The organism is Flavobacterium sp. I3-2, from assembly GCF_013389595.1.
Lineage (GTDB): Bacteria > Bacteroidota > Bacteroidia > Flavobacteriales > Flavobacteriaceae > Flavobacterium.
On the sequence record NZ_CP058306.1, the window covers coordinates 460748 to 482537 of the forward strand.

Sequence of the window (21790 nt, forward strand, 5' to 3'; positions counted from 1 at the left end):
TCATCTTATTATTATTTAAAATAATAACTTTTTATAAATAATTTTAATTTAGATATTGCTAATCAAACGTTAATTATTATATTGCAACGAAATTTATTACCTACTTTTAATGATGAAGATTAATAAACTTATGACATTACAACTGATTGCAGCTATGTTTGCTTCAGTGAGTTTAACTAGTTGTAGCAACAACAGTACCGTAGGAAACTCTTCAGCTACTGGCTGGAAGATTAATGGAAAAAAAGACGGTTTCCAATACAACACAAACTATAATGGTCAACAAACACCTTATGGCATGGTTGAGATTGAGGGTGGAACTTTTACTATGGGAAGACTACAAGAAGACGTAATGGGAGAATGGAACAATGCTTCTACTCAACAATATGTTCAGTCTTTTTATATGGATGAAACCGAAGTAACCAATATGATGTACACAGAGTACTTATATTGGATTAAGCAAGTTTATCCAACTTCTGAGCCACAATATCGCGGTATTTACCAATCGGCATTACCAGATACATTAGTTTGGAGAAATAAGTTAGGTTTTACTGAAACTCTAACCAACACTTACTTGAGACATCCTGCTTATGCAGATTATCCGGTTGTTGGTGTTTCTTGGATTCAGGCAAATGATTTTTCTAAATGGAGAACGGATCGAGTTAATGAGTTCGCTTTAGAAAAAGCTGGTTATCTTAAGAAAAATGCTAAGACTAAAGAAGCGTACGGAGAGCAAGTTTTCACAACTGACGCTTATTTAAACGCTCCGAGTAAATCATATGGTGGTAATGAAGAAATCGTTTATAAAGGTGTAAGAAACAAAGCCAAAGATGGTCAGAAAAACGTTTATGCAACACAATCTTTTGGATTGTTTAGTGCAGAATACCGTTTACCAACTGAAGCTGAGTGGGAATATGCTGCAGGCGCAAGACGCGACGATAGAGAATACAACAACGTTAAAGGTAGAAAAAAATATCCTTGGGGATCTGAAGACACAAGAACATCTGCAAGAAAAACTAAAGGTGATCATTTAGCTAATTACAAACAAAACCGTGGTGATTACGGTGGAATTGCAGGTTGGAAAACTGACCAAGGCGGTTACACTTCACCTGTTAAAGCTTTTCCTCCTAACGATTGGGGACTATATGACATGGCTGGTAACGTTGCTGAATGGGTTGCTGACGTTTATCGTCCGATGGTAAATTCTGAAGAGAATGACATCAACTATTTCCGCGGAAATGTTTACACGAAAAACGTAATTGGACCTGATGGAACTGTACAAATTGTTCAAACAAATATTGTTTACGATACTTTACCTAACGGAAAATTACGTCCAAGAACATTACCTGGTCAAATCGAAAAAACTGTAGTTAGTGAAAGTGATACTTTCTTAAGAACGAACTTTAACAGCGATAACGATATAGCTTACAAAGACGGAAATTACAACGCTCCTCAAAACACATTCTCTTACGATCAAAATGGAAATGTAATTGGAGAATACGATGCAGTTTCTAAAACATCTTTAATAAGTGATCAATCTCGTGTTTACAAAGGTGGATCTTGGAAAGATAGAGCTTACTGGTTAGATCCTGCAACAAGAAGATACATGGATCAATTTGTAGCAACAGATTTCATCGGGTTCCGTAATGCAATGTCAAAAATTGGCGGAACAAACAAAAAGAAAAAACCTCGCGGTTAATAAAATAATATTTTCAAAAAAGCCCTAATTATTTAGGGCTTTTTTTTATTTTTGAATCATGAGAATTGAAGAATTATACCAATGCTTTTTAGAATGTAACGGTGTTAGCACAGACACTAGAAACATTCAAGAAAATACTCTTTTCGTTGCTTTGAAAGGAGAAAACTTTGACGCAAACACATTCGCTAAAGACGCTTTAAACAATGGAGCTAGATATGTTATTTTAGATAATAAAACCTATTATACTGAAACAGACAAAATGCTTCTTGTCGAAGATAGTTTACATGCTTTACAATTACTTGCAAATTACCACAGAAAGCAATTAGGTTTACCAATTATAGCTTTAACAGGAAGCAATGGCAAAACTACTTCTAAAGAATTAATTCACAGTGTACTTTCAAAAAAATACAATACAAAAGCTACAATTGGAAATCTTAATAATCATATTGGTGTACCACTTACACTACTTTCATTCGATGAAAATACCGACTTAGGTATTGTTGAAATGGGTGCTAATCATCAAAAAGAAATCGAATTACTTTGCAAAATTGCTGAACCTGACTTTGGTTATATAACCAATTTTGGAAGGGCTCACCTAGAAGGATTTGGAGGAGTTGAAGGTGTTATCGCAGGAAAAAGTGAAATGTATACTTATCTAGAAAACAGTCACAAAATGGCATTTATCAATCTTGATGATCCAATTCAAGTTGATAAAACAATGCATCTACCAATTTATAGTTTTTCATTTAATGACCTTGTTGCAGATGTTTGTTTTACAAATACACAAGCTCAACCAATGGCAACTTTGACAATTAACGAAACAATCATCAAATCTAATTTAACTGGAACTTATAATTTAACCAACATTGCAATTGCAGCAACCATAGGTAATTATTTTAATGTAAGTGACCAAGAAACAAAAGAAGCAATTGAATCTTATTTTCCATCTAACAATCGTTCGCAATGGATAGAAAAAGATTCAAACAAAATCTTACTTGATGCTTATAATGCAAATCCGAGTAGTATGACTGTGGCAATCGAAAATTTTGCTCAACTAAATGAAAACAACAAAGTTTTATTTTTGGGCGATATGTTTGAACTTGGAAATGAAAGCAAATCAGAACATAAAAAAATCATTGAATTAGCACAAAATTTAGACTTAAAAACTTATTTCATAGGTAAGCATTTTTTCGAAAATAAAAACGACAAATCAGCGTTTTTTGAAAATTTTGAAGCTTTAGAAAACTACCTAATAAGTCAGTCAATCGCTAATGAAACTATACTTATTAAAGGTTCTAGAGGCATGGAATTAGAACGAATATTAAATTTAATTTAAATTCAAAAAAATAGTATCTTTAATCAAAAATAGGTACTGTGAGAAAAAATTTATTTTATTTAATAATCACCTCATTATTAATCTCTTTTGGATGTTTTGCCCAACAAGACATCCAAATAGATTCAAACTACATAAAACTTCAAAACGAATTAAAAGAGTTCAAAAAACTCAGAACTCAAGATTCGTTACGTGTTGAAATTCTTACTAAAGAAATCAAATCAATACTTACTACCGAAGAAGAAGTACAAAATTCAAAACCAACAACTGATTCTACTGAAATCAAAAAAAGATTAGCAGAAATCGAACGCGTAAAAGCGATAACACAAGGTGCGCCAGTTGTTTTAAATAATGACACTTTATTTAAAATATTTTCGCGAGTTGGGCAATATTCTGCAACCGAAAGAGCAACTTCAGCACTAAAGAAAATTGAAGAAATATATGAATCTCCATTTTTTTATAAAGATTCACTTAAAGTTGAAAACAATTTCAATACCGAAATTATAACTTATAACGGAAAAATAATTTTAGGAATTAACGAAATTGATGCACTTTGGGAAGGCGTTACTGCAAATGAACTTGCTACAAAATTCAAAGACATCATTGCTGAAAAAGTTGAACAACAACGCGAACAAAATAGCTTTAAATTCATTTTGATTCGTATTGGTGAATTTTTATTGATTGTAATTGCCTTTGGCTTTGTTCTAAAAATGATTTATAAATTAGTAAACAAAGGTCGAGATAAAATAACAACCAATGATAATCTTCTAGAAAATGGACTTTCAATAAAAAAACATCAAATATTCAAAAAGCAACAATTAATATCTTTTATCAATAAGATTTTCTTTGCTCTAAAAATTATAATTTTTATTATCCTTTTATTTTCAACACTTCCAATTGCATTAAAAATATTTCCTGCAACAACAGGATGGGCAAATGAGATACAACAGATGATTTTAGACCCAATAAAATCATTAATTGATTCAATAATAGCTTATTTTCCAAAACTTATCAAAATAATTTTCATCATCATATTAGGAAATTATCTTTTGAAATTAATGAGATATTTTGCTTTGGAAATCGGAAAAGGTTCAATCAAAATTAATGGTTTTTATAAAGAATGGTCAAAACCTACCTATCTAATATTGAAATTCATAACCTTGGTATTTTTACTGATAATTATTTTTCCATATTTACCAGGTGCAGAAACAAAATCATTTCAAGGTATTTCGGTCTTCTTAGGTATTTTGATTTCAATAGGCTCTTCATCGGCAATTTCAAATGCTGTTGCCGGAATTGTTATCACATACATGCGTCCGTTTCAATTAAAAGATTGGATAAAAGTCGGAAACATTACCGGAATTGTAATTGAAAAAAATGCTTTAGTTACGCGTTTGAAAACAATAAATAACGAAGATATTACCATTCCTAATTCGACCATTTTAACTGGTGCAACCGTAAATTATTCATCAATTGGTAAAGAAAACGGACTAACAATCTCAACAATAATAAACGTTCGATATTTATATGACGAAGACTTAATTACAAAAACATTAATTGAAGCTGCTTACAAAACAAATGGAATCACAAGAAAAATTCCTGCTTATGTTTTTCAGATGAGTTTGAATGATAATAATGCCACTTATGAAATCAATGCGATAACTTTTGAACCAGATAAAATGTATCAAATAAAATCTGATTTAATCAAAAACATACATAATACATTTAAAGAGAATGACATTTCTCTAAAATCCGTTCAGTTTGTTGATATTATAGAAAACAAATAAATCATAGTAAACCAAAATTATTAAGCAAAAAATTAGCAATAAATTTTAGATAGCTTAATTTATTTAGAATTATCTAAAAAAAAGTTAACTAATTAAATTCGGTATTCGAATAGCTAATAAATCAGTAAATTGCAGAAGATTTAAATTATACAATTGTGACGCATAAACAACGAACCAGTTTAATACGTAGAGAAATTTCTGAATCTTATGCAAATTTAAAATTACGCTACCCGATTCTTAAAGAACAAAATGCCATAGGTTTTGCTATCTTTTTCTTAGCTGCCGGCTTATCACTTCTGATGGGATATTTATGGTATGTGGATATTGTACCTGCTTGGATTTTAATCTTAGTAAATGCATTTTTATTTGGCGTTTTACATGAATTGGAACACGATTTAATTCATTATATGTATTTCAAAGAAAATAAATTTGTTCACAACATAATGTTATTTGGTGTTTGGATTTTACGACCGTTAACACTAAATCCGTGGTTCAGAAGAACTTTGCATTATCATCATCATCGTTTCTCTGGAACTTTGCATGACATCGAAGAACGCGGCGTTACCAATGGTGAAAAATGGAGTTTGAAACGTTTGCTTTTTACACCTGATTTAGTTGTAGGGAATTTATTACGTCTTTATAGTTTATTTGGCGATATCAAAAGAGAAGTAAAAAACGGTAACCTGAAATACGAAACGGCACATAAAATCAAATTGTATGGTTTTTTAGGATTGATTCCGCTAACCATCATTTCTCATGTCATTTTATATATTTTTACAGCTGATTTATTGGTGCAATTTTTAAACGCTAATTTTGCGACTCAAATTGTATTTCCTGAATTTTTAACTTCGATTATAGATTATACAAATCCGTTGATTTATATTATTCTTTTACCGAATTTATTACGTCAGTTCTGTTTACACTTCATCACTTCAAACTTACATTATTTTGGAGATGTTGAAAAAGGAAACGTAATTGAACAAACGCAAGTTTTAAACGTTTGGTGGACTTTTCCATTTCAATTGTTTTGTTTTTTCTTTGGTTGGACGCATGCGATTCACCATTTTGTAGTAAACGAAACGTTTTACATCAGGCACATTGCTCGTAAAAAAGCACACGAAGTCATGAAAGCCAACGGTATTCGTTTTAACGATTTAGGAACTTTTAAAAGAGCTAATAGATACCACGAAATAAAATCATAGAAAAATCCCTCAAACGTTTTGTTTGAGGGATTTTTATGATTTTTAAAACTATTTCACCAACAAAATAACATAAGTAGTAATTAGCAATACATTTTTATCACAATAATCATCAACAACAAAAGATACATTTATTTCTTTTCGATTAATTTGATAATCATTTTCAAAGCGAGATAAAACGTATTCTGAACGTTGCTCGGTAATTTTAGGATTTGATTGCAACTCAAAATCACAATACGAAACTTCTAAACAAACAGTAAATTTATCTAAAAGTTGTTTTTCAGAAAATGCTTTACCCCAAAAATCAATACTTCTTTGAGAATCATATGTTGGCATTATTTTGTCTGCCTCAAAATAAATTCGATAAAAATTATCAACGGAAATTTCGATTTGTTTAGATTGAGTAAATGAACAAAATGGCAACAAAAATAGGCTGAAGACAATCAATTTTCTATTTATTAATTCCATGCTGAACGGAAATTTACTTGAAACTCATTCTGAATTAAATCAAGAATTTCTTCATATATTTTAAATTCTTCCAATTGAGCAAAATTTTCAACATTCGCTTCAAAATTTGAAAAGGAGAGATTATTCTCTAAACTATTCTCTTTTACATATAAATAAATCTTATTGTAATGAAGATCCTGATAGTTATTTACTTTTTCTTTTATAAAAATTTCAGAATCATTTGGCAAAGAAAATACATTTTTAGATTTTAATAAATTCCAAAATATATCACCACAACTTAAATCAGATGACAAATCATTTTTTTTATTTAAATTAAATTTAAGTTCAGTAACTATTAATCCATCCCCAGCGTGATAAAAATAATATTTCCCCTTCCATTGATTACTTTCATAAAATAAATATAATATTTTTTCGGAATAATCAGGATGGTTAATTCTAACTAAAAGTTCTTTTTCTTGTTTTAGTGTCTTGTTTTCTTTTAAACTTCTAAACTCTTCAATAAAATTATTATTTGTTTGAGAATAACACAAAAAAGTCAAATTCATAAATATAAATAAGTACAATATCTTCATCTGTAATTTAAATTTCTTTCTTAAAAATATAATTTGTAACATCAAAAATTACTATTTGAATTTCTTCGCTATCTGTATATTTTAACCAATATGAACCTATTAGATTAGTTACATAAGGTTTACCTGAATAATAATTACGTGGTTGTTCTTCATAATAACATTCTAACCAATTTTCGAATTTAATGTCAGTTTTTTCTACATACATTTCACCTTTGTTCTCATGTAATAATTCTCCATCTTTTTCAGAATAAATGCATTGTTGAAATGTAAAATCATCATAAATTTCTAAAGTATGATAAAGTCCACTACCTAATTCATAAACATAAATTCCTGGTAGATGAGCATTTGAATCTCGAAGCTTTAAATTGCATGAAACAAAGAAAACAAACAAAAGTGATAACAACAGATATTTCATAAAAATGATTTATTTATAAATATACAAATATTATCACTACAGCAAAACCTTGCAAAAGGGATGGTAGTTATGTTTGAGCTCTTTTGCAAATTTTTAATTTGTGAAAAGCGAGTGCGGACAGCCCGACCTGAAACGCAGTGGAAGGATTGCCCTAAAAAGAAAAAAGTTTTGAAACCGAGGCTTCAAAACTCTTTATATTTAAAATGAAATTGGTTTATAAAACACCAACTTCTTTCATACAAGCAACCATGCTTTGGTACGTTCTTTCGATGTTTTCGTCAAGTCCGATTGAAATACGAACCAAACCTTCAGATAAGCCCATTTCTTTTTGCTCATCCATCGGAATTTCTGAACTTGTAGATGAACCTGGCGCGCTGAATAATGTTTTGTAGAAACCTAAACTTACAGCTAAATATCCTAAGTTACGCTCTTGCATTAATTCCATTAAAGCATTTGCTTTTTCTAAAGAACCTGCATCGATAGTAATCATTCCACCAAATCCATAATGTTCATTGTACATGGTTTTAAACAACGAATGACTTGGGTGTGAAGGTAAACCTGGATAAACCGTTTTAATACCTAATTCTTCAAAGCGACCAGCTAAATACAATCCGTTGAACGAATGTTGTTTCATACGAATGTGTAACGTACGTAAGTTTTTAAGTATGCTCGATGCACGTAAGCTATCCATCGTTGCACCCAACAACATACATGAACCTGAATTTACATCTTTTAACGCATTGATAAAATCGCGCGTTCCGCAAATAACACCTCCAACTGTATCGCTACTTCCGTTGATGTATTTGGTTAAACTGTGAATGGTAACATCGGCACCTAATAAACTTGGCGTGATAGAAAGTGGTGAAAACGTATTATCAACCACAACTTTGATTCCGCGTTCATGTGCGATTTCAGATATTTTTCTTACGTCTGCAACTTCTAATAATGGATTAGAAACTGTTTCTAAATAAATGATTTTAGTATTTTCTGTAATTGCATTTAAAATCACATCAATTTTAGTAATATCAACAAAAGTAGTTGCGATTCCGAATTGAGGTGCGTAATTTTTTAAGAATGCGTAAGTTCCACCGTAAATTGTTCTACTAGAAACAACATGGTCACCATTTTTACAAAATTGCATAATTACGGCTGTAATAGCTCCCATTCCAGAAGCGGTTACATGAGCAGCCTCTGTATTTTCCATTGCTGCTAAAGCTTCAGAAAGATACAAATTACTCGGTGAAGAATGGCGCGAATATAAATAACATCCGTCTGTATTACCTTCAAAAGTATCGAACATAGTCTTTGCCGATAAGAACGTATAAGTAGATGAGTCAGAAATTGAAGGATTTACGCCTCCGAATTCTCCAAAGTATTGTAAATCTTGGATTTTATCTGCAGGGTTAAACATAAAAATAGTTTTTTAGATTTGTTATTTAATGCAAAAAAACTTAAAATTTATGAAATAAGAAAGTTTTTTTTTGGAATTTCAAAAATTTTTCCGTAAAATTTGTATAATTAATAATTGATCCACTTATTAATAAACCAACTTAACTTATTAAATAATCAAAAAAAGAAACGGATGAAATTAGATTCAATCGATTACAAGCTTATCGAACTTTTGCAAGAAGATTGCAAACAGACGACTAGAGAACTAGCGTTAGTTCTTGGTTTATCAACAACAGCAGTTTATGAACGTGTAAAAAAATTAGAAAAGACCAATGTAATTTCTAAATATGTTGCGATTGTAGACCGAAATCAAGTTAATAGAGGTTTTGTTGTTTTGTCAATGATAAAAATAAAGACACATTCAAAAGAAGCTATTATTCAATTTGAGAAAAAAATTAATGACTTACCAGAAGTTTTAGAATGTTATAACATCAGTGGTGATTATGATTATATTCTAAAAATTGGTGTAAAGGACATGGAAGCTTACAGAGAATTCATGTTAGCTAAATTAACTAGTATGGACGAAGTTTTAAGTTCTCACAGTTTATTCACAATTGGAGAAATTAAAAACTCAACCCAATACAAATTATTGTAAAATTTTAAAGTGATTGTTTTTCAATCACTTTTTTTTATTTCTTCATATAAAAACTTTATCAAACTATTTTATTATTGTAATTTTGTATGATTTAAATTTTTAAACACAACATAAATAAAAATATTATGAGCTCATTTGACGTAGTTGTAATTGGTTCTGGTCCTGGTGGATATGTCGCGGCAATTCGTTGCGCACAATTAGGGATGAAAACTGCTATTATTGAAAAATATCCAACTTTAGGTGGTACTTGTTTAAATGTAGGGTGTATTCCTTCTAAAGCTTTATTAGCATCATCTCACCACTTCGAAGAGTTACAACATTTCGCAGATCACGGAATTGAGGTTTCAGGAGAAGTTAAAGTTAACTTAGAAAAAATGATTGCTCGTAAACAAGCAGTTGTTGATCAAACTTCTGGTGGAGTTAAATTTTTAATGGACAAAAATAACATTACCGTATTTGAGGGAGTTGGTTCATTCGAAAGTGCAACGACAGTTTTAGTAACTAAAAATGATGGAACTAGAGAAACTATCGAAGCTAAAAATACCATTATCGCTACAGGTTCTAAACCATCATCTTTACCATTTATTTCTATCGATAAAGAAAGAATCATCACTTCAACTGAAGCTTTAAAATTAAAAGAAGTTCCTAAACACTTAATCATCATTGGTGGTGGAGTTATCGGATTAGAATTGGGACAAGTTTATTTACGTTTAGGAGCACAAGTTTCTGTAGTTGAATTCGCAGACCGCGTTTTACCAACAATGGACGGAGCTGTTTCTAAAGAAATTACTAAAGTTCTTAAAAAAGCTGGAATGAAATTCTACACTTCTCACAAAGTTCAAGGTGTTGAGCGTAACGGAGATGTAGTTATCGTTAAAGCTGAAAATGCTAAAGGAGAAATCATCACTTTAGAAGGAGATTATTCTTTAGTTTCTGTTGGTCGTCGTCCATACACAGACGGATTAAACGCAGAAAAAGCTGGTGTTAAATTAACAGAAAGAGGTCAAGTAGAAGTAAACAATCATTTACAAACTACAGCTTCTAACATCTACGCTATAGGTGATGTGGTTTGCGGTGCTATGTTAGCTCATAAAGCTGAAGAAGAAGGTGTTTTAGTTGCTGAGCAATTAGCAGGTCAAAAACCTCATATCGATTATAACTTAATTCCAGGAGTAGTTTACACTTGGCCAGAAGTTGCAGCTGTAGGAAAAACAGAAGAGCAATTAAAAGCTGAAGGTAAAGAATACAAAGTGGGGCAATTCCCATTCAAAGCATTAGGACGTGCACGTGCTTCTGCTGACACAGACGGATTTGTAAAAATCTTAGCAGACAAAGCAACAGACGAAATCTTAGGATTCCACATCGTTGGAGCTCGTGCTGCAGACTTAATCGCTGAAGCTGTTGTTGCAATGGAATTCAGAGCATCTGCAGAAGACATCACTCGTATGTCTCACGCACACCCAACATTTGCAGAAGCAATCAAAGAAGCTGCTTTAGCTGCAACAGAAAATAGAGCATTACACGTTTAATTCATTTTAAACACGCATATAAAAGCGCTTTCGTTTATTCGGAAGCGCTTTATTTATGGCAATCCCTTCCACTGCGTTACAGGTCGGGCTGTACGCACTCGCTTTTTACAAATTTAACATTTGTAAAAGAGCTCAAACAAAGCTTCCATCCCTATTGCAAAAGAACATTCTCAAAAACAGTCAAAATTTGCAATTCAATTTAATTATCTTAGCAAACTTTACAACAAACAACAATGACTACGCTAAACAATTCAAATGTTTTTTCTAATCAAGAAATAAATGAAATTCAAGACAGTAATATTTTATTAATATGGGTTCCTAAATCATACGGTGGATTAGGCTATGATTTACAAAAAGGACTTGGTGAACTTCAAAAGTTAGCTCAAAAAAACGGAAGTTTAGCTTGGATGGTTACTTTATGTGCAGGTGCAAATTACTTTACTAGAAATCTAAAACCAGAGGTTGCAAAAACTATATTCAAAAAAGCAAATATATGTTTTGGAGGAAGTGGAATGATAGGTGGTTCGGCAGAAAAACATGGAGATAAGTACTTAATCAACGGAAGTTGGAAATACGCAACAGGTTCTATTTATTTAACTCATTTTACGTTTAATGCGAAAATAACAAAAGATGGAATTCCTATTTTGGATCAAAATGGTCAAGAACAATTCAAATCATTTATTATTTCGAAAGAGTTTGTTAAGATTATTGAAGATTGGAGTTCCATGGGAATGAAAGAAACTCAAACACATTCATTCGAAATTTCAAACCAATATGTTTCTGAAGATTTTAGCTTTGTTTATAATACGTTCTATTCGTCATCTAATTTAGATAAAATTCCATTTCAGATTTTTACTGATCTAACATTTATTGTCAATTATTTGGGTATGGCAATGCATTATTTAGAATTGTCAAAAGTTGAAATCAAGAATAAGCTTTCAATTTCAAAATTACAACAAACAACATCTGAAATTAATAAAAAAATACCATTTTTAGTTTCAAGATTAGAAGAAATATTAAAAACTGAACCTTCTAATTTAGATTCTTTAGCTTTAGAAATTCATCAATACGGGAGTGAAATTGTCAAACAACTTTCACATCAAATATTGGATATTTATTTGAATATAGGATTAAAAGCTTCGCAAGAACATAACGAATTGAATAAAGTTTTTAAAGATTTTTTTACTGCAACGCAACATGTAAACTTTAGAGAAAAGTAAAAAATATTTTGTATATTTTGGAATAAATTTATTTTAATCACTATTTCTATAAATGAAAAAAACGACACTTTTATTCATCTTCTTATGTTCAGTATTTATACAAGCGCAAGAAAAATTAAATTTCGATACAAACTACATTCGAAGCGAAGATAAATGGATTGCTTTTCCAGCAGATTCACTAGGTTATCATCCGTATGGTTTCATCTATATTGATCCTCATGCTGGTTTAACATTGGTTTTTTCCGGAACTTTCAAAATAGAAAATGGTGATAAACTATCTACGCAAAAAGTTGAAAATTCTTCAATGAAATATAGACTTGAACCTAATAATAGCTTAGTTGCAATACTTCCTCAATCATATTTGAATAAATTAGAAATTCCTGAAACTCCAGATTGGTTAAAATATTATTCAAAAAACAATATTAATTCTACACAAGAATTGTATAACATTGGATATACTTATAATGCTTGGGGCGAATGCTCAAAAGCGATTTCATATCTAGAACAAGCATATAAAATAGATGCTAATTTACCACATATAAATGCGGATTATGCCTTTTCTTTGAATTGTTTAAAAAGATATTCTGAAGCTTTAGAAGTGCTAAAAAACACAAATAAACTAAAACCAAATGACGCATATATTAATAAAGAAATTCTTTATGCACAATTACATAATAATCAATTAAAAGATGCAATTGAAACGTACGATTACATCCTAAAAAATATAACTGAAACAACCTACAATTCTGAAAATGCTTTTAACATTGCAGGTGAATATTATCGTAAAAATGATTTAAAAAACTTTAATAATTGGGTACAAAAAACGCAACTTGAAGATGATATAAACTTCGGTACAGATGTTAAAGAACTTCGTAGGCTTCTAGAACAGAAGAAATAAAAGAAGTTTCTTATGTGTTTTTTTAATCTCTACAGAAAAACTATTTTTTTTCAGGTTCAACCAAAATAGAGCTTTCTACATTTTTGATTAATTCGCGAATTAGGTATTCGTTCAAATACAACCAGTCATTTGTTTGAGGGACATCATAATGTTTGTCAAAATTATATTTCAGCATTAAATATGCTTGTTTGGCATCCTTCTCATCATAAAAAATCAATTTCCAATAATTATCAACTTCTTTCCATTCGTATAAAAAAACACCGTTAGCAGCATGTAAAAATGGAGAGCGAATACCACCAATATTGATGACTTCTTTTTGCGCCATTTGATTTGCATACATATACGAAGCTATATAATTTAGGTTATTCAACAAACGTACTTTGATTTCATAAATAGATTCTGGCGCAGTAGGTTTTATACGCCATTTATTTAATTCTTTAGAACGATAATCATAAGCAACTTGATCAACCGAAATTTCAGGTCTTAAATTCAAATAAAAAGAAGATTTTCCATCAACAATCACCAAAAAATCACTTTTAAAATCTTTGAAATCACCATATAATTGAACACCATGTTCGGTTGTATCAACTATTTTTAGATTAATTTTCGCTCCTTCGTGTGGTGATAAAATCAATTCGTCGTGTTTAAATTCATACGTTCCAAACATATATTGATTTCCAAGTAAAAAAGTGTACGTTCGATTTGGTCGCAAAGACAAATAAGAATAAAAAGCATAATTATCTTCGGAAGCAATGTCAGTTATATTTGATTTTTTATTATTTGATTTTATTTCAGTGTATTTATTTTCGCTTAAAACATTTACAATATTAAAATCACCAAGATTTTTTATATCAACTTGAGCTTTTTCTTTACATCCCGCAAATAAGAAAATTACAACCAAAAGTTGTAAAATATAAAATTTAAAAAATTTCATTAGTTTTTTTTTCAAAAATACAAAAGTGTTGAGTCTAATCAAGAATTAGAATATAATAAAATTTTTAAAATTAGTAATTCAGATAAAGTTAAATATAGAGTTAAAAAGAAATAAAAAAACAACTAAATCTTTGTGTAAAATTATAATTATACGCATATTTAGACTTTATAAAACAAAACATAATAATACCTAACTTACTAACAACACTAGCAACAATGACATTCAAAGAATTTTATTCGGAAAGTATTTCAAATCCAGAAAATTTTTGGAAAAAACAAGCACAAAATATCAAATGGTTCAGTGACCCAACTACGATTTTATCAAATAACGAAAATGGATATCCGCAATGGTTTGCCGATGGTGAATTGAATGCATGCTATTTATGTTTAGATAAACATATTGAAGACGGATTTGGAGATGAAATTGCTTTGATTTACGATTCGCCAGTCACACAGCAAATAAAAAAATTCACGTATAACGAAGTTAAATCTGAAGTTGCAAAACTCGCAGGCGGATTAAAATCATTGGGTGTACAAAAAGGTGATACAGTTATCATCTACATGCCCATGATATCAAAAGCCGTTTTCGCAATGTTAGCTTGCGCAAGAATTGGAGCAATTCATTCTGTTGTTTTTGGTGGTTTTGCTCCAGCTGAATTAGCAACTCGTATTGACGATTGTAAACCAAAAATTATCATCACGGCTTCATCCGGAATTGAAATTGATCGTTTAATCGCTTACAAACCTTTTGTTGACGAAGCAATTGAATTAGCAAGTCACAAACCTGAGCATGTAATTGTTTTCAACAGAAAATTAGGTGCTCGTATTCCATTCAAAAAATACGACATAGATTATGATGCGCTAGTTTATGGTTCTGAAGAAGCAGCTTGTGAAGTTGTAAAATCGACGCATCCATTGTATATTCTTTATACGTCAGGAACTACCGGAAAACCAAAAGGAATTGTGAGAGATACTGGTGGATATGTCACGGTACTTAAAAACTCAATGAAACAAATTTATGATGTAAATCCGGGTGATGTTTTTTGGGCTGCTTCAGATGTTGGTTGGGTAGTTGGGCATAGTTATATTGTTTATGCGCCACTTTTGAACAGAACTACAACAATTGTATTTGAAGGAAAGCCAGTCAGAACACCTGATGCTTCTACTTTTTGGAGAGTAATAAACGAGCATAAAGTCAATGTCATGTTTACAGCGCCAACTGCACTAAGAGCAATAAAGAAAGAAGACCCAAATGGAGATTTTATTAAAAAATATGATTTATCATCTTTAAAGCTACAATTTTTAGCAGGCGAACGTAGCGATATTGCTTCAATCGATTGGTACAAATCGCATATAAACATTCCAGTAATTGATCATTGTTGGCAAACAGAAACAGGGTGGCCGATGTTAGCAAATATGGCTGGAGTCGAATTACAACCTTACAAACCTGGATCAGCAGGAAAAGCGGTAATCGGATACAACATTCAAATTTTTAATGAATCTGGTGAAGAATTAGGTCCTAATAAAGAAGGATTTATTGTTGCTAAACTTCCATTGCCTCCAGGAACATTAGCAGGATTATGGCAAAATGAAAACCGATTCAAAGAATCCTATCTAACCCAATATCCAGGTTATTATTTTACTGGGGACGGCGGATATCAAGACGAAGACGGAAACGTTTGGGTTACAGGTCGTGTTGATGATGTTATCAATGTAGCAGGTCATCGCCTTTCTACTTCAGAAATGGAAGAAGTTGTTTCGCAACATCCTGAAGTTGCCGAATGTGCTGTTATCGGAATCGAAGACGCCTTGAAAGGTCAGATTCCATTAGGTTTTGTCATTCTAAAAAACAACTCTGAAATCGAACATTTTCAATTACAACACGAAATTATTCAATTGGTACGAAACAAAATTGGAGCAGTGGCAGCACTGAAAAATATAATCGTGGTAGATAAATTACCAAAAACACGTTCGGGAAAAACGTTACGAAAACTTTTACGAGATATTGTTGATGGAAAAAATTATCAAATTCCTTCTACAATCGAAGACGAAACAAGTATTTCACATCTGATTGAAGTACTTGAAAATTATAAAATAGGCTCGTTCAAATAAAATAATATTTAAAAGCAACCATATAATCAAAGAGTTTAATTGACGGTTTTCAGTTAAACTCTTTCTTATAAAAAATCATTAAATATAAAAAAAAGAACTAGGGCAATCCTTCCACTCTGTTACAGGTCGGGCTGTCCGCACTCGCTTTTTACAAATTCAACATTTGTAAAGGAGCTTAAACAAAGCTACCATCCCTTTTGCAAAACGTATTTGTCAAAAACATCACAGCATCTGTTATATTTATAATATTTTACATTATTCTAGAATAAAGTATAAACTACAAGCTTCCAGTAAATAAACAGCGTATAAGTCATCAAAATCAAACTTATGATTATATGATAAGCTAGTATTATGCTATTTTTAGTACATTTATCAGTGTGGATCCGCTGGCGGAACAGACGATGACGCCTTATCAATATGTAAGTAATAACCCGATTATGTTTACTGACCCTACGGAGATGGAGGGAGAAATTATAGATCAAAAAATGAGGAATCAAGGTTAGCCTATGAAGAATATAAATCTATAGCATTACCTGAAAAATTACCAGAATTAACAGTTTTAGAGAACAGTCCAATTGTTTATACTATTGATGTTAATAATTAAACTAACGGTGGTTATACTAATTATAATGTCGAAAACGGTAATATAGAAATTAAAGGAGGAACACAATTAGAGACATTAGGTATTGAGAGTGTTGATGAAACTATTTCTTCAATTAATAAATATTTAAATAATACTGCTAGACAAGGAAATTCAAATTGTTGGGGAACTTCATTCTCTATTGGTATGTCGGGTTCTGTAAGCCTTAATATAAATAGAAGTGGTACAGGTATTATTCCTTATCCAAATATTGCTGATAAAATGTTATTAGAGAATTTTGGACAGACAAATAGCCCTAGATTTGGTGATATTGGAAGATTTGCGCATATGGATGGTAATTTGTCTTTAAGTAAGGAATTTGAAAATCTGAAGTACAAAGTAATTAATAAAAGAAATCAAGAAGGTGATACATCGCATTATGCTACATTTTTGTTAAAAAATGCTAAAGGACTTAATTATTTTTTCTCAAAAAATGGTTCTACAAGAGGAGCTTCCTGGGAAATAAATACAGAAAGTCAGTTACAAGGTAGAGGAGTATACGGAGTTATGACCTCGATAGGAACAGTTTCGTCATTTTATAGAAAAAAATAGAATTATGAAAAAAATATTGTCCATATTACTTTTAATTTTTTCATTGAATAGTTATTCTCAATTTAAATCTTTATATGAGTATGAATTTTCAAATAATGACGAATTGGATACTATTAAATTAAAAATTGATCAGAAAATATTCGAATTATCAGAAAAATCGTTAAGAAGTAATGATCAAATTATTTACGAATTTAAACAAGAAGATGTTTCACATGAGAGAATATATGATAATAAATATTTGTTTGTTTTTTTGTTTTCTAAAAAATTAAGTATCCAAAGTTTTGGATTAGAAGTATTGAAATTAAACAAGTTATATGTAATTGATTTAGATAATCCTAAAAATAAGTGGTTTTTTGATTTATCTAATTTAGAAAAAGATTATAATTTAAGATTAGGTATTCAGAGCATTAAAGGATTCAATGCAAAAGAAGGAAAGTTATATTTTTCATTTAATTTTACTTATAATGAAAAATCTCAAATAGAAGGATTGTAGTGGTTGGTAATACATCAAAAGAGGTGTTATCACTGTAATCCTCCATTATTACTACATTTTTTTAAGGTTTATAAAACTAATACATCCTAACATTAGAGCTGGCTATAAAGACATCTCCTTTTTATAAAACACTACTGCTATTTAAATTTAAATAGTTTAATAACTTAGAACATTTATTAAACAAAAAAAAGTCCCTTACTTTTCAGTAAAGGACTTTCAAAAAAAAAGGCAGCGACATACTCTCCCACATTAAAATGCAGTACCATCTGCGCAATCGGGCTTAACTTCTCTGTTCGAAATGGGAAGAGGTGAGCCCCGACGCAATAACCACCTTAAATCGGTTTGCTAGGTTTCTCTAACAATATTTTGTTAACATATTTCCGATACTTTTCATTTTTTTTCGTAGAGGATTCTTTCTTTAGTCTTCATACTTAATACTCAAATCTTAATACTATACTTTATAAGCAACTCCTTAGAGCACATAAGCTTACGGGCTATTAGTACTACTCGACTATGACATTACTGCCTTTACATCTGTAGCCTATCAACGTAGTCATCTTCTACGACCCTTTAAAGAAATCTCATCTTGTGGTGGGTTTCGCGCTTATATGCTTTCAGCGCTTATCCCTTCCCAACGTAGCTACTCAGCGATGCACCTGGCGGCACAACTGATACACCAGAGGTTAGTCCAATTCGGTCCTCTCGTACTAGAATCAGATCCACTCAAATTTCTAACGCCCACAGTAGATAGAGACCGAACTGTCTCACGACGTTCTGAACCCAGCTCGCGTGCCACTTTAATGGGCGAACAGCCCAACCCTTGGGACCTTCTCCAGCCCCAGGATGTGACGAGCCGACATCGAGGTGCCAAACCCCCCCGTCGATATGAGCTCTTGGGGGAGATCAGCCTGTTATCCCCGGCGTACCTTTTATCCTTTGAGCGATGGCCCTTCCATACGGAACCACCGGATCACTATGCTCTACTTTCGTACCTGATCGACCTGTATGTCTCTCAGTCAAGCTCCCTTATACCATTGCACTCTACGCACGGTTACCAAGCGTGCTGAGGGAACCTTTAGAAGCCTCCGTTACTCTTTTGGAGGCGACCACCCCAGTCAAACTACCCACCAAGCAATGTCCTCATGTATCACGAGTTAGATCTCAAATAAGCAAAGGGTGGTATTTCAACAATGACTAACCTACGCCTGGCGACGCAGGATCGAAGTCTCCCACCTATCCTACACATCACTTATCCAAGAACAATACTAAGCTATAGTAAAGGTGCACAGGGTCTTTTCGTCCCACTGCGGGTAATCGGCATCTTCACCGATACTACAATTTCACCGAGCTCATGGCTGAGACAGTGTCCAGATCGTTACACCATTCGTGCAGGTCGGAACTTACCCGACAAGGAATTTCGCTACCTTAGGACCGTTATAGTTACGGCCGCCGTTTACTGGGGCTTCAATTCAATGCTTCTCCGAAGATAACATCTCCTCTTAACCTTCCAGCACCGGGCAGGTGTCAGGCCCTATACTTCATCTTACGATTTGGCAGAGCCCTGTGTTTTTGATAAACAGTCGCCTGGACCTTTTCACTGCGGCCAGCATTGCTGCTGGCGACCTTTCTCCCGAAGTTACAGGTCTATTTTGCCTAATTCCTTAGCCATGAATCTCTCGAGCACCTTAGGATTCTCTCCTCGACTACCTGTGTCGGTTTACGGTACGGGTTGTTATAATCTAGGTTTAGAAACTTTTCTTGGAAGCCCTTAGGCACACTATCTAATTGCCCGAAGGCGCTCAGTACTATCGTATTTCCCCATCCTTAACGCATTTTACTATTAAAGATATAGGTAGGTACTTCAACGAACTATTCCGTCAGTTCGCGGTGCTTTCATCACTCCGTCATTCCATCACAACTATAACAAGTACGGGAATATTAACCCGTTGGCCATCGACGTCCCCCTTCGGGTGTGCCTTAGGTCCCGACTAACCCTAAGCTGATTAGCATAGCTCAGGAAACCTTAGTCTTTCGGTGTGCGGGTTTCTCGCCCGCATTATCGTTACTTATGCCTACATTTTCTTTTCTAAACAGTCCAGCAATAGTCGCCTATCACCTTCTACCCAGTTTAGAATGCTCCCCTACCACTTGACAACTAAATGTCAAATCCATAGCTTCGGTAGTATACTTATGCCCGATTATTATCCATGCTCGTTCGCTCGACTAGTGAGCTGTTACGCACTCTTTAAATGAATGGCTGCTTCCAAGCCAACATCCTAGCTGTCTATGCAAACAAACCGCGTTTTTTCAACTTAGCATACATTTGGGGACCTTAGCTGATGGTCTGGGTTCTTTCCCTCTCGGACATGGACCTTAGCACCCATGCCCTCACTGCTTATAAGCATTTATTAGCATTCGGAGTTTGTCAGGAATTGGTAGGTGGTGAAACCCCCGCATCCAATCAGTAGCTCTACCTCTAATAAACTCTATAAGCGCTGCACCTAAATGCATTTCGGGGAGTACGAGCTATTTCCGAGTTTGATTGGCCTTTCACCCCTACCCACAGATCATCCCAAGACTTTTCAACGTCAACGGGTTCGGTCCTCCACGGTGTGTTACCACAGCTTCAACCTGTCCATGGGTAGATCACACGGTTTCGCGTCTACCATTACTGACTCATGCGCCCTATTCAGACTCGCTTTCGCTTCGGATCCGTGACTGAATCACTTATCCTCGCCAGCAACGGTAACTCGTAGGCTCATTATGCAAAAGGCACGCCGTCACCCAACGAATGGGCTCCGACCGCTTGTAAGCGTATGGTTTCAGGTTCTATTTCACTCCGTTATTCACGGTTCTTTTCACCTTTCCCTCACGGTACTGGTTCACTATCGGTCTCTCAGGAGTATTTAGCCTTAGCGGATGGTCCCGCCAGTTTCAATCAAGGTTTCACGTGCCCCGACCTACTCAGGATACCACTATCTAATACATCGCTTACCTATACGGGACTATCACCCTCTACGGTTAACCTTTCCAGGTTATTCTAATTCGCTTTGCTTAAAATATCGTGGTCCTACAACCCCAATATTGCCGAAACAACATTGGTTTGGGCTAATCCGCGTTCGCTCGCCACTACTTACGGAATCACTTTTGTTTTCTTCTCCTCCGCCTACTTAGATGTTTCAGTTCAGCGGGTTTGCTCATCTATCGATGTACTATGTCTTCAACATAGTGGGTTGCCCCATTCGGATATCTACGGATCTATTCGTGTGTGCCAATCCCCGTAGCTTTTCGCAGCTTATCACGTCCTTCTTCGCCTCTGAGAGCCTAGGCATTCCCCATACGCCCTTATTTTGCTTATTGTGCTCTATTTCAGTCTTCAAGTTGAAAGTCTTAAGGTCTAAAGTCAGAAGACTTTTAACTTTTTGACTTTCGTCTTTCGACTAATTTTGTGCTTATATTATTTCTAATATTTTTCTACTTTTTAATTTGTATCTCAATATGTCAATGAACTTTTATTAGTATTAAGATTTTTGTATAAAGCATTAAGACTTGATCTTAATTCTTGATACTATCATCTTGATACCATCTGGTGGAGAATATCGGAGTCGAACCGATGACCTCCTGCGTGCAAGGCAGGCGCTCTAGCCAGCTGAGCTAATCCCCCAATTTTTATTAATTGTGAATTACGAATTACGAATGTTATAATTCATAACCTCTCAACTTCTAAAATTTCCTTTGTAATAAAATACTTTTAATTCGTAATTTCTAATTCGTAATTAAAATTGTAGTCCCGGGCAGACTCGAACTGCCGACCCCTACATTATCAGTGTAGTACTCTAACCAGCTGAGCTACGAGACTCTGTATTTTATTTTTTTTTGAATCAACAGTAAAGAGTAAG

17 protein-coding genes, 2 tRNA genes and 2 rRNA genes are annotated in these 21790 nt (G+C 33.0%); 12 read left to right on the forward strand and 9 right to left on the reverse strand.

Annotated elements, in window-relative coordinates; genetic code table 11:
- Positions 1-130: 130 nt before the first annotated feature.
- From gldJ to HW119_RS02255, 4 genes are all read left to right on the forward strand, one after another.
- Positions 131-1696 carry a gliding motility lipoprotein GldJ gene (gene gldJ, locus HW119_RS02240; protein ID WP_255497953.1) on the forward strand — a complete coding sequence of 522 codons (1566 nt, stop codon included), beginning with the start codon at positions 131-133 and terminating at the stop codon, positions 1694-1696.
- A gap of 58 nt (positions 1697-1754) precedes the next feature.
- On the forward strand, positions 1755-3032 hold the full coding sequence (locus tag HW119_RS02245) for a UDP-N-acetylmuramoyl-tripeptide--D-alanyl-D-alanine ligase (protein WP_177761066.1): 1278 nt from the start codon (positions 1755-1757) through the stop codon (positions 3030-3032).
- Between the two features lie 38 nt (positions 3033-3070).
- A complete protein-coding gene (locus HW119_RS16705) occupies positions 3071-4816 on the forward strand; it encodes a mechanosensitive ion channel family protein (protein WP_177761067.1) in 1746 nt (581 codons plus the stop codon).
- 155 nt (positions 4817-4971) lie between these two features.
- Positions 4972-6018, forward strand: a complete 1047-nt coding sequence (locus HW119_RS02255) for a fatty acid desaturase (RefSeq protein WP_177761068.1) — start codon at positions 4972-4974, stop codon at positions 6016-6018.
- A gap of 48 nt (positions 6019-6066) precedes the next feature.
- Here HW119_RS02255 and HW119_RS02260 read toward each other — a convergent pair whose 3' ends face one another.
- The 4 genes from HW119_RS02260 to HW119_RS02275 form a co-directional block, all read right to left on the reverse strand.
- Positions 6067-6351 carry a hypothetical protein gene (locus HW119_RS02260; RefSeq protein ID WP_177761069.1) on the reverse strand — a complete coding sequence of 95 codons (285 nt, stop codon included), beginning with the start codon at positions 6349-6351 and terminating at the stop codon, positions 6067-6069.
- A gap of 122 nt (positions 6352-6473) precedes the next feature.
- Complete coding sequence (locus HW119_RS02265; RefSeq protein WP_177761070.1) at positions 6474-7097, reverse strand: hypothetical protein; 624 nt, start codon at positions 7095-7097, stop codon at positions 6474-6476.
- Positions 7063-7470, reverse strand: a complete 408-nt coding sequence (locus HW119_RS02270) for a hypothetical protein (RefSeq protein WP_177761071.1) — start codon at positions 7468-7470, stop codon at positions 7063-7065. The genes HW119_RS02265 and HW119_RS02270 overlap by 35 nt, the downstream gene beginning before the upstream one ends.
- Positions 7471-7684: 214 nt before the next feature.
- Entirely contained in the window at positions 7685-8881 is a 1197-nt protein-coding gene (locus tag HW119_RS02275) for an aminotransferase class I/II-fold pyridoxal phosphate-dependent enzyme (RefSeq protein ID WP_177761072.1), read from the reverse strand.
- 171 nt (positions 8882-9052) lie between these two features.
- Between HW119_RS02275 and HW119_RS02280 the strand changes: the two genes are divergently transcribed.
- The 4 genes from HW119_RS02280 to HW119_RS02295 all read left to right on the forward strand — a co-directional run bounded on the left by HW119_RS02280 (position 9053) and on the right by HW119_RS02295 (position 13161).
- Positions 9053-9514 (forward strand): Lrp/AsnC family transcriptional regulator, encoded by a 462-nt coding sequence (locus tag HW119_RS02280; protein WP_177761073.1) that lies wholly within the window; start codon positions 9053-9055, stop codon positions 9512-9514.
- Between the two features lie 125 nt (positions 9515-9639).
- Positions 9640-11043: a dihydrolipoyl dehydrogenase gene (gene lpdA, locus HW119_RS02285; RefSeq protein WP_177761074.1), complete on the forward strand. Its 1404-nt coding sequence runs from the start codon at positions 9640-9642 to the stop codon at positions 11041-11043.
- Between the two features lie 233 nt (positions 11044-11276).
- Positions 11277-12263, forward strand: a complete 987-nt coding sequence (locus tag HW119_RS02290; RefSeq protein ID WP_177761075.1) for a hypothetical protein — start codon at positions 11277-11279, stop codon at positions 12261-12263.
- A 52-nt stretch (positions 12264-12315) separates the two neighbouring features.
- Entirely contained in the window at positions 12316-13161 is an 846-nt protein-coding gene (locus HW119_RS02295) for a tetratricopeptide repeat protein (RefSeq protein WP_177761076.1), read from the forward strand.
- Positions 13162-13201: 40 nt separating this feature from the next.
- Here HW119_RS02295 and HW119_RS02300 read toward each other — a convergent pair whose 3' ends face one another.
- Positions 13202-14095: a hypothetical protein gene (locus HW119_RS02300; RefSeq protein ID WP_177761077.1), complete on the reverse strand. Its 894-nt coding sequence runs from the start codon at positions 14093-14095 to the stop codon at positions 13202-13204.
- Between the two features lie 215 nt (positions 14096-14310).
- Here HW119_RS02300 and HW119_RS02305 point away from each other — a divergent pair, with 215 nt between their 5' ends.
- From HW119_RS02305 to HW119_RS02315, 4 genes are all read left to right on the forward strand, one after another.
- The gene (locus HW119_RS02305) at positions 14311-16206 is read left to right on the forward strand and encodes an acetate--CoA ligase (protein ID WP_177761078.1); all 1896 of its coding nucleotides are present in this window, start codon (positions 14311-14313) and stop codon (positions 16204-16206) included.
- A gap of 371 nt (positions 16207-16577) precedes the next feature.
- Positions 16578-16709, forward strand: coding sequence for a hypothetical protein (locus tag HW119_RS16840; RefSeq protein WP_410503984.1), 132 nt, complete (start codon positions 16578-16580; stop codon positions 16707-16709).
- A 284-nt stretch (positions 16710-16993) separates the two neighbouring features.
- Positions 16994-17398 (forward strand): hypothetical protein, encoded by a 405-nt coding sequence (locus HW119_RS02310; protein ID WP_177761079.1) that lies wholly within the window; start codon positions 16994-16996, stop codon positions 17396-17398.
- Positions 17399-17402: 4 nt separating this feature from the next.
- Positions 17403-17891: a hypothetical protein gene (locus HW119_RS02315; RefSeq protein WP_177761080.1), complete on the forward strand. Its 489-nt coding sequence runs from the start codon at positions 17403-17405 to the stop codon at positions 17889-17891.
- Positions 17892-18114: 223 nt separating this feature from the next.
- On the opposite strand, the gene rrf is transcribed toward HW119_RS02315, so the two are convergent.
- The 4 genes from rrf to HW119_RS02335 form a co-directional block, all read right to left on the reverse strand.
- A 5S ribosomal RNA gene (gene rrf / locus HW119_RS02320) occupies positions 18115-18226 on the reverse strand.
- A 141-nt stretch (positions 18227-18367) separates the two neighbouring features.
- Positions 18368-21251 (reverse strand): 23S ribosomal RNA (locus HW119_RS02325).
- 227 nt (positions 21252-21478) lie between these two features.
- Positions 21479-21555, reverse strand: a tRNA-Ala gene (locus HW119_RS02330).
- Positions 21556-21676: 121 nt separating this feature from the next.
- Positions 21677-21750: transfer RNA gene (locus HW119_RS02335), tRNA-Ile, on the reverse strand.
- Between the last annotated feature and the right edge of the window lie 40 nt (positions 21751-21790).

Bases quoted from the DNA above. Each gene is read 5' to 3' on its own strand.
- gldJ (WP_255497953.1), top strand. From the start codon at position 131: ATGACATTACAACTGATTGCAGCTATGTTTGCTTCAGTGAGTTTAACT.
- HW119_RS02245 (WP_177761066.1), top strand. From the start codon at position 1,755: ATGAGAATTGAAGAATTATACCAATGCTTTTTAGAATGTAACGGTGTT.
- HW119_RS02260 (WP_177761069.1), bottom strand. From the start codon at position 6,351: ATGCCAACATATGATTCTCAAAGAAGTATTGATTTTTGGGGTAAAGCA.
- HW119_RS02265 (WP_177761070.1), bottom strand. From the start codon at position 7,097: ATGTTACAAATTATATTTTTAAGAAAGAAATTTAAATTACAGATGAAG.
- HW119_RS02270 (WP_177761071.1), bottom strand. From the start codon at position 7,470: ATGAAATATCTGTTGTTATCACTTTTGTTTGTTTTCTTTGTTTCATGC.
- HW119_RS02275 (WP_177761072.1), bottom strand. From the start codon at position 8,881: ATGTTTAACCCTGCAGATAAAATCCAAGATTTACAATACTTTGGAGAA.
- HW119_RS02280 (WP_177761073.1), top strand. From the start codon at position 9,053: ATGAAATTAGATTCAATCGATTACAAGCTTATCGAACTTTTGCAAGAA.
- lpdA (WP_177761074.1), top strand. From the start codon at position 9,640: ATGAGCTCATTTGACGTAGTTGTAATTGGTTCTGGTCCTGGTGGATAT.
- HW119_RS02290 (WP_177761075.1), top strand. From the start codon at position 11,277: ATGACTACGCTAAACAATTCAAATGTTTTTTCTAATCAAGAAATAAAT.
- HW119_RS02295 (WP_177761076.1), top strand. From the start codon at position 12,316: ATGAAAAAAACGACACTTTTATTCATCTTCTTATGTTCAGTATTTATA.
- HW119_RS02300 (WP_177761077.1), bottom strand. From the start codon at position 14,095: ATGAAATTTTTTAAATTTTATATTTTACAACTTTTGGTTGTAATTTTC.
- HW119_RS02305 (WP_177761078.1), top strand. From the start codon at position 14,311: ATGACATTCAAAGAATTTTATTCGGAAAGTATTTCAAATCCAGAAAAT.
- HW119_RS02310 (WP_177761079.1), top strand. From the start codon at position 16,994: ATGTCGGGTTCTGTAAGCCTTAATATAAATAGAAGTGGTACAGGTATT.
- HW119_RS02315 (WP_177761080.1), top strand. From the start codon at position 17,403: ATGAAAAAAATATTGTCCATATTACTTTTAATTTTTTCATTGAATAGT.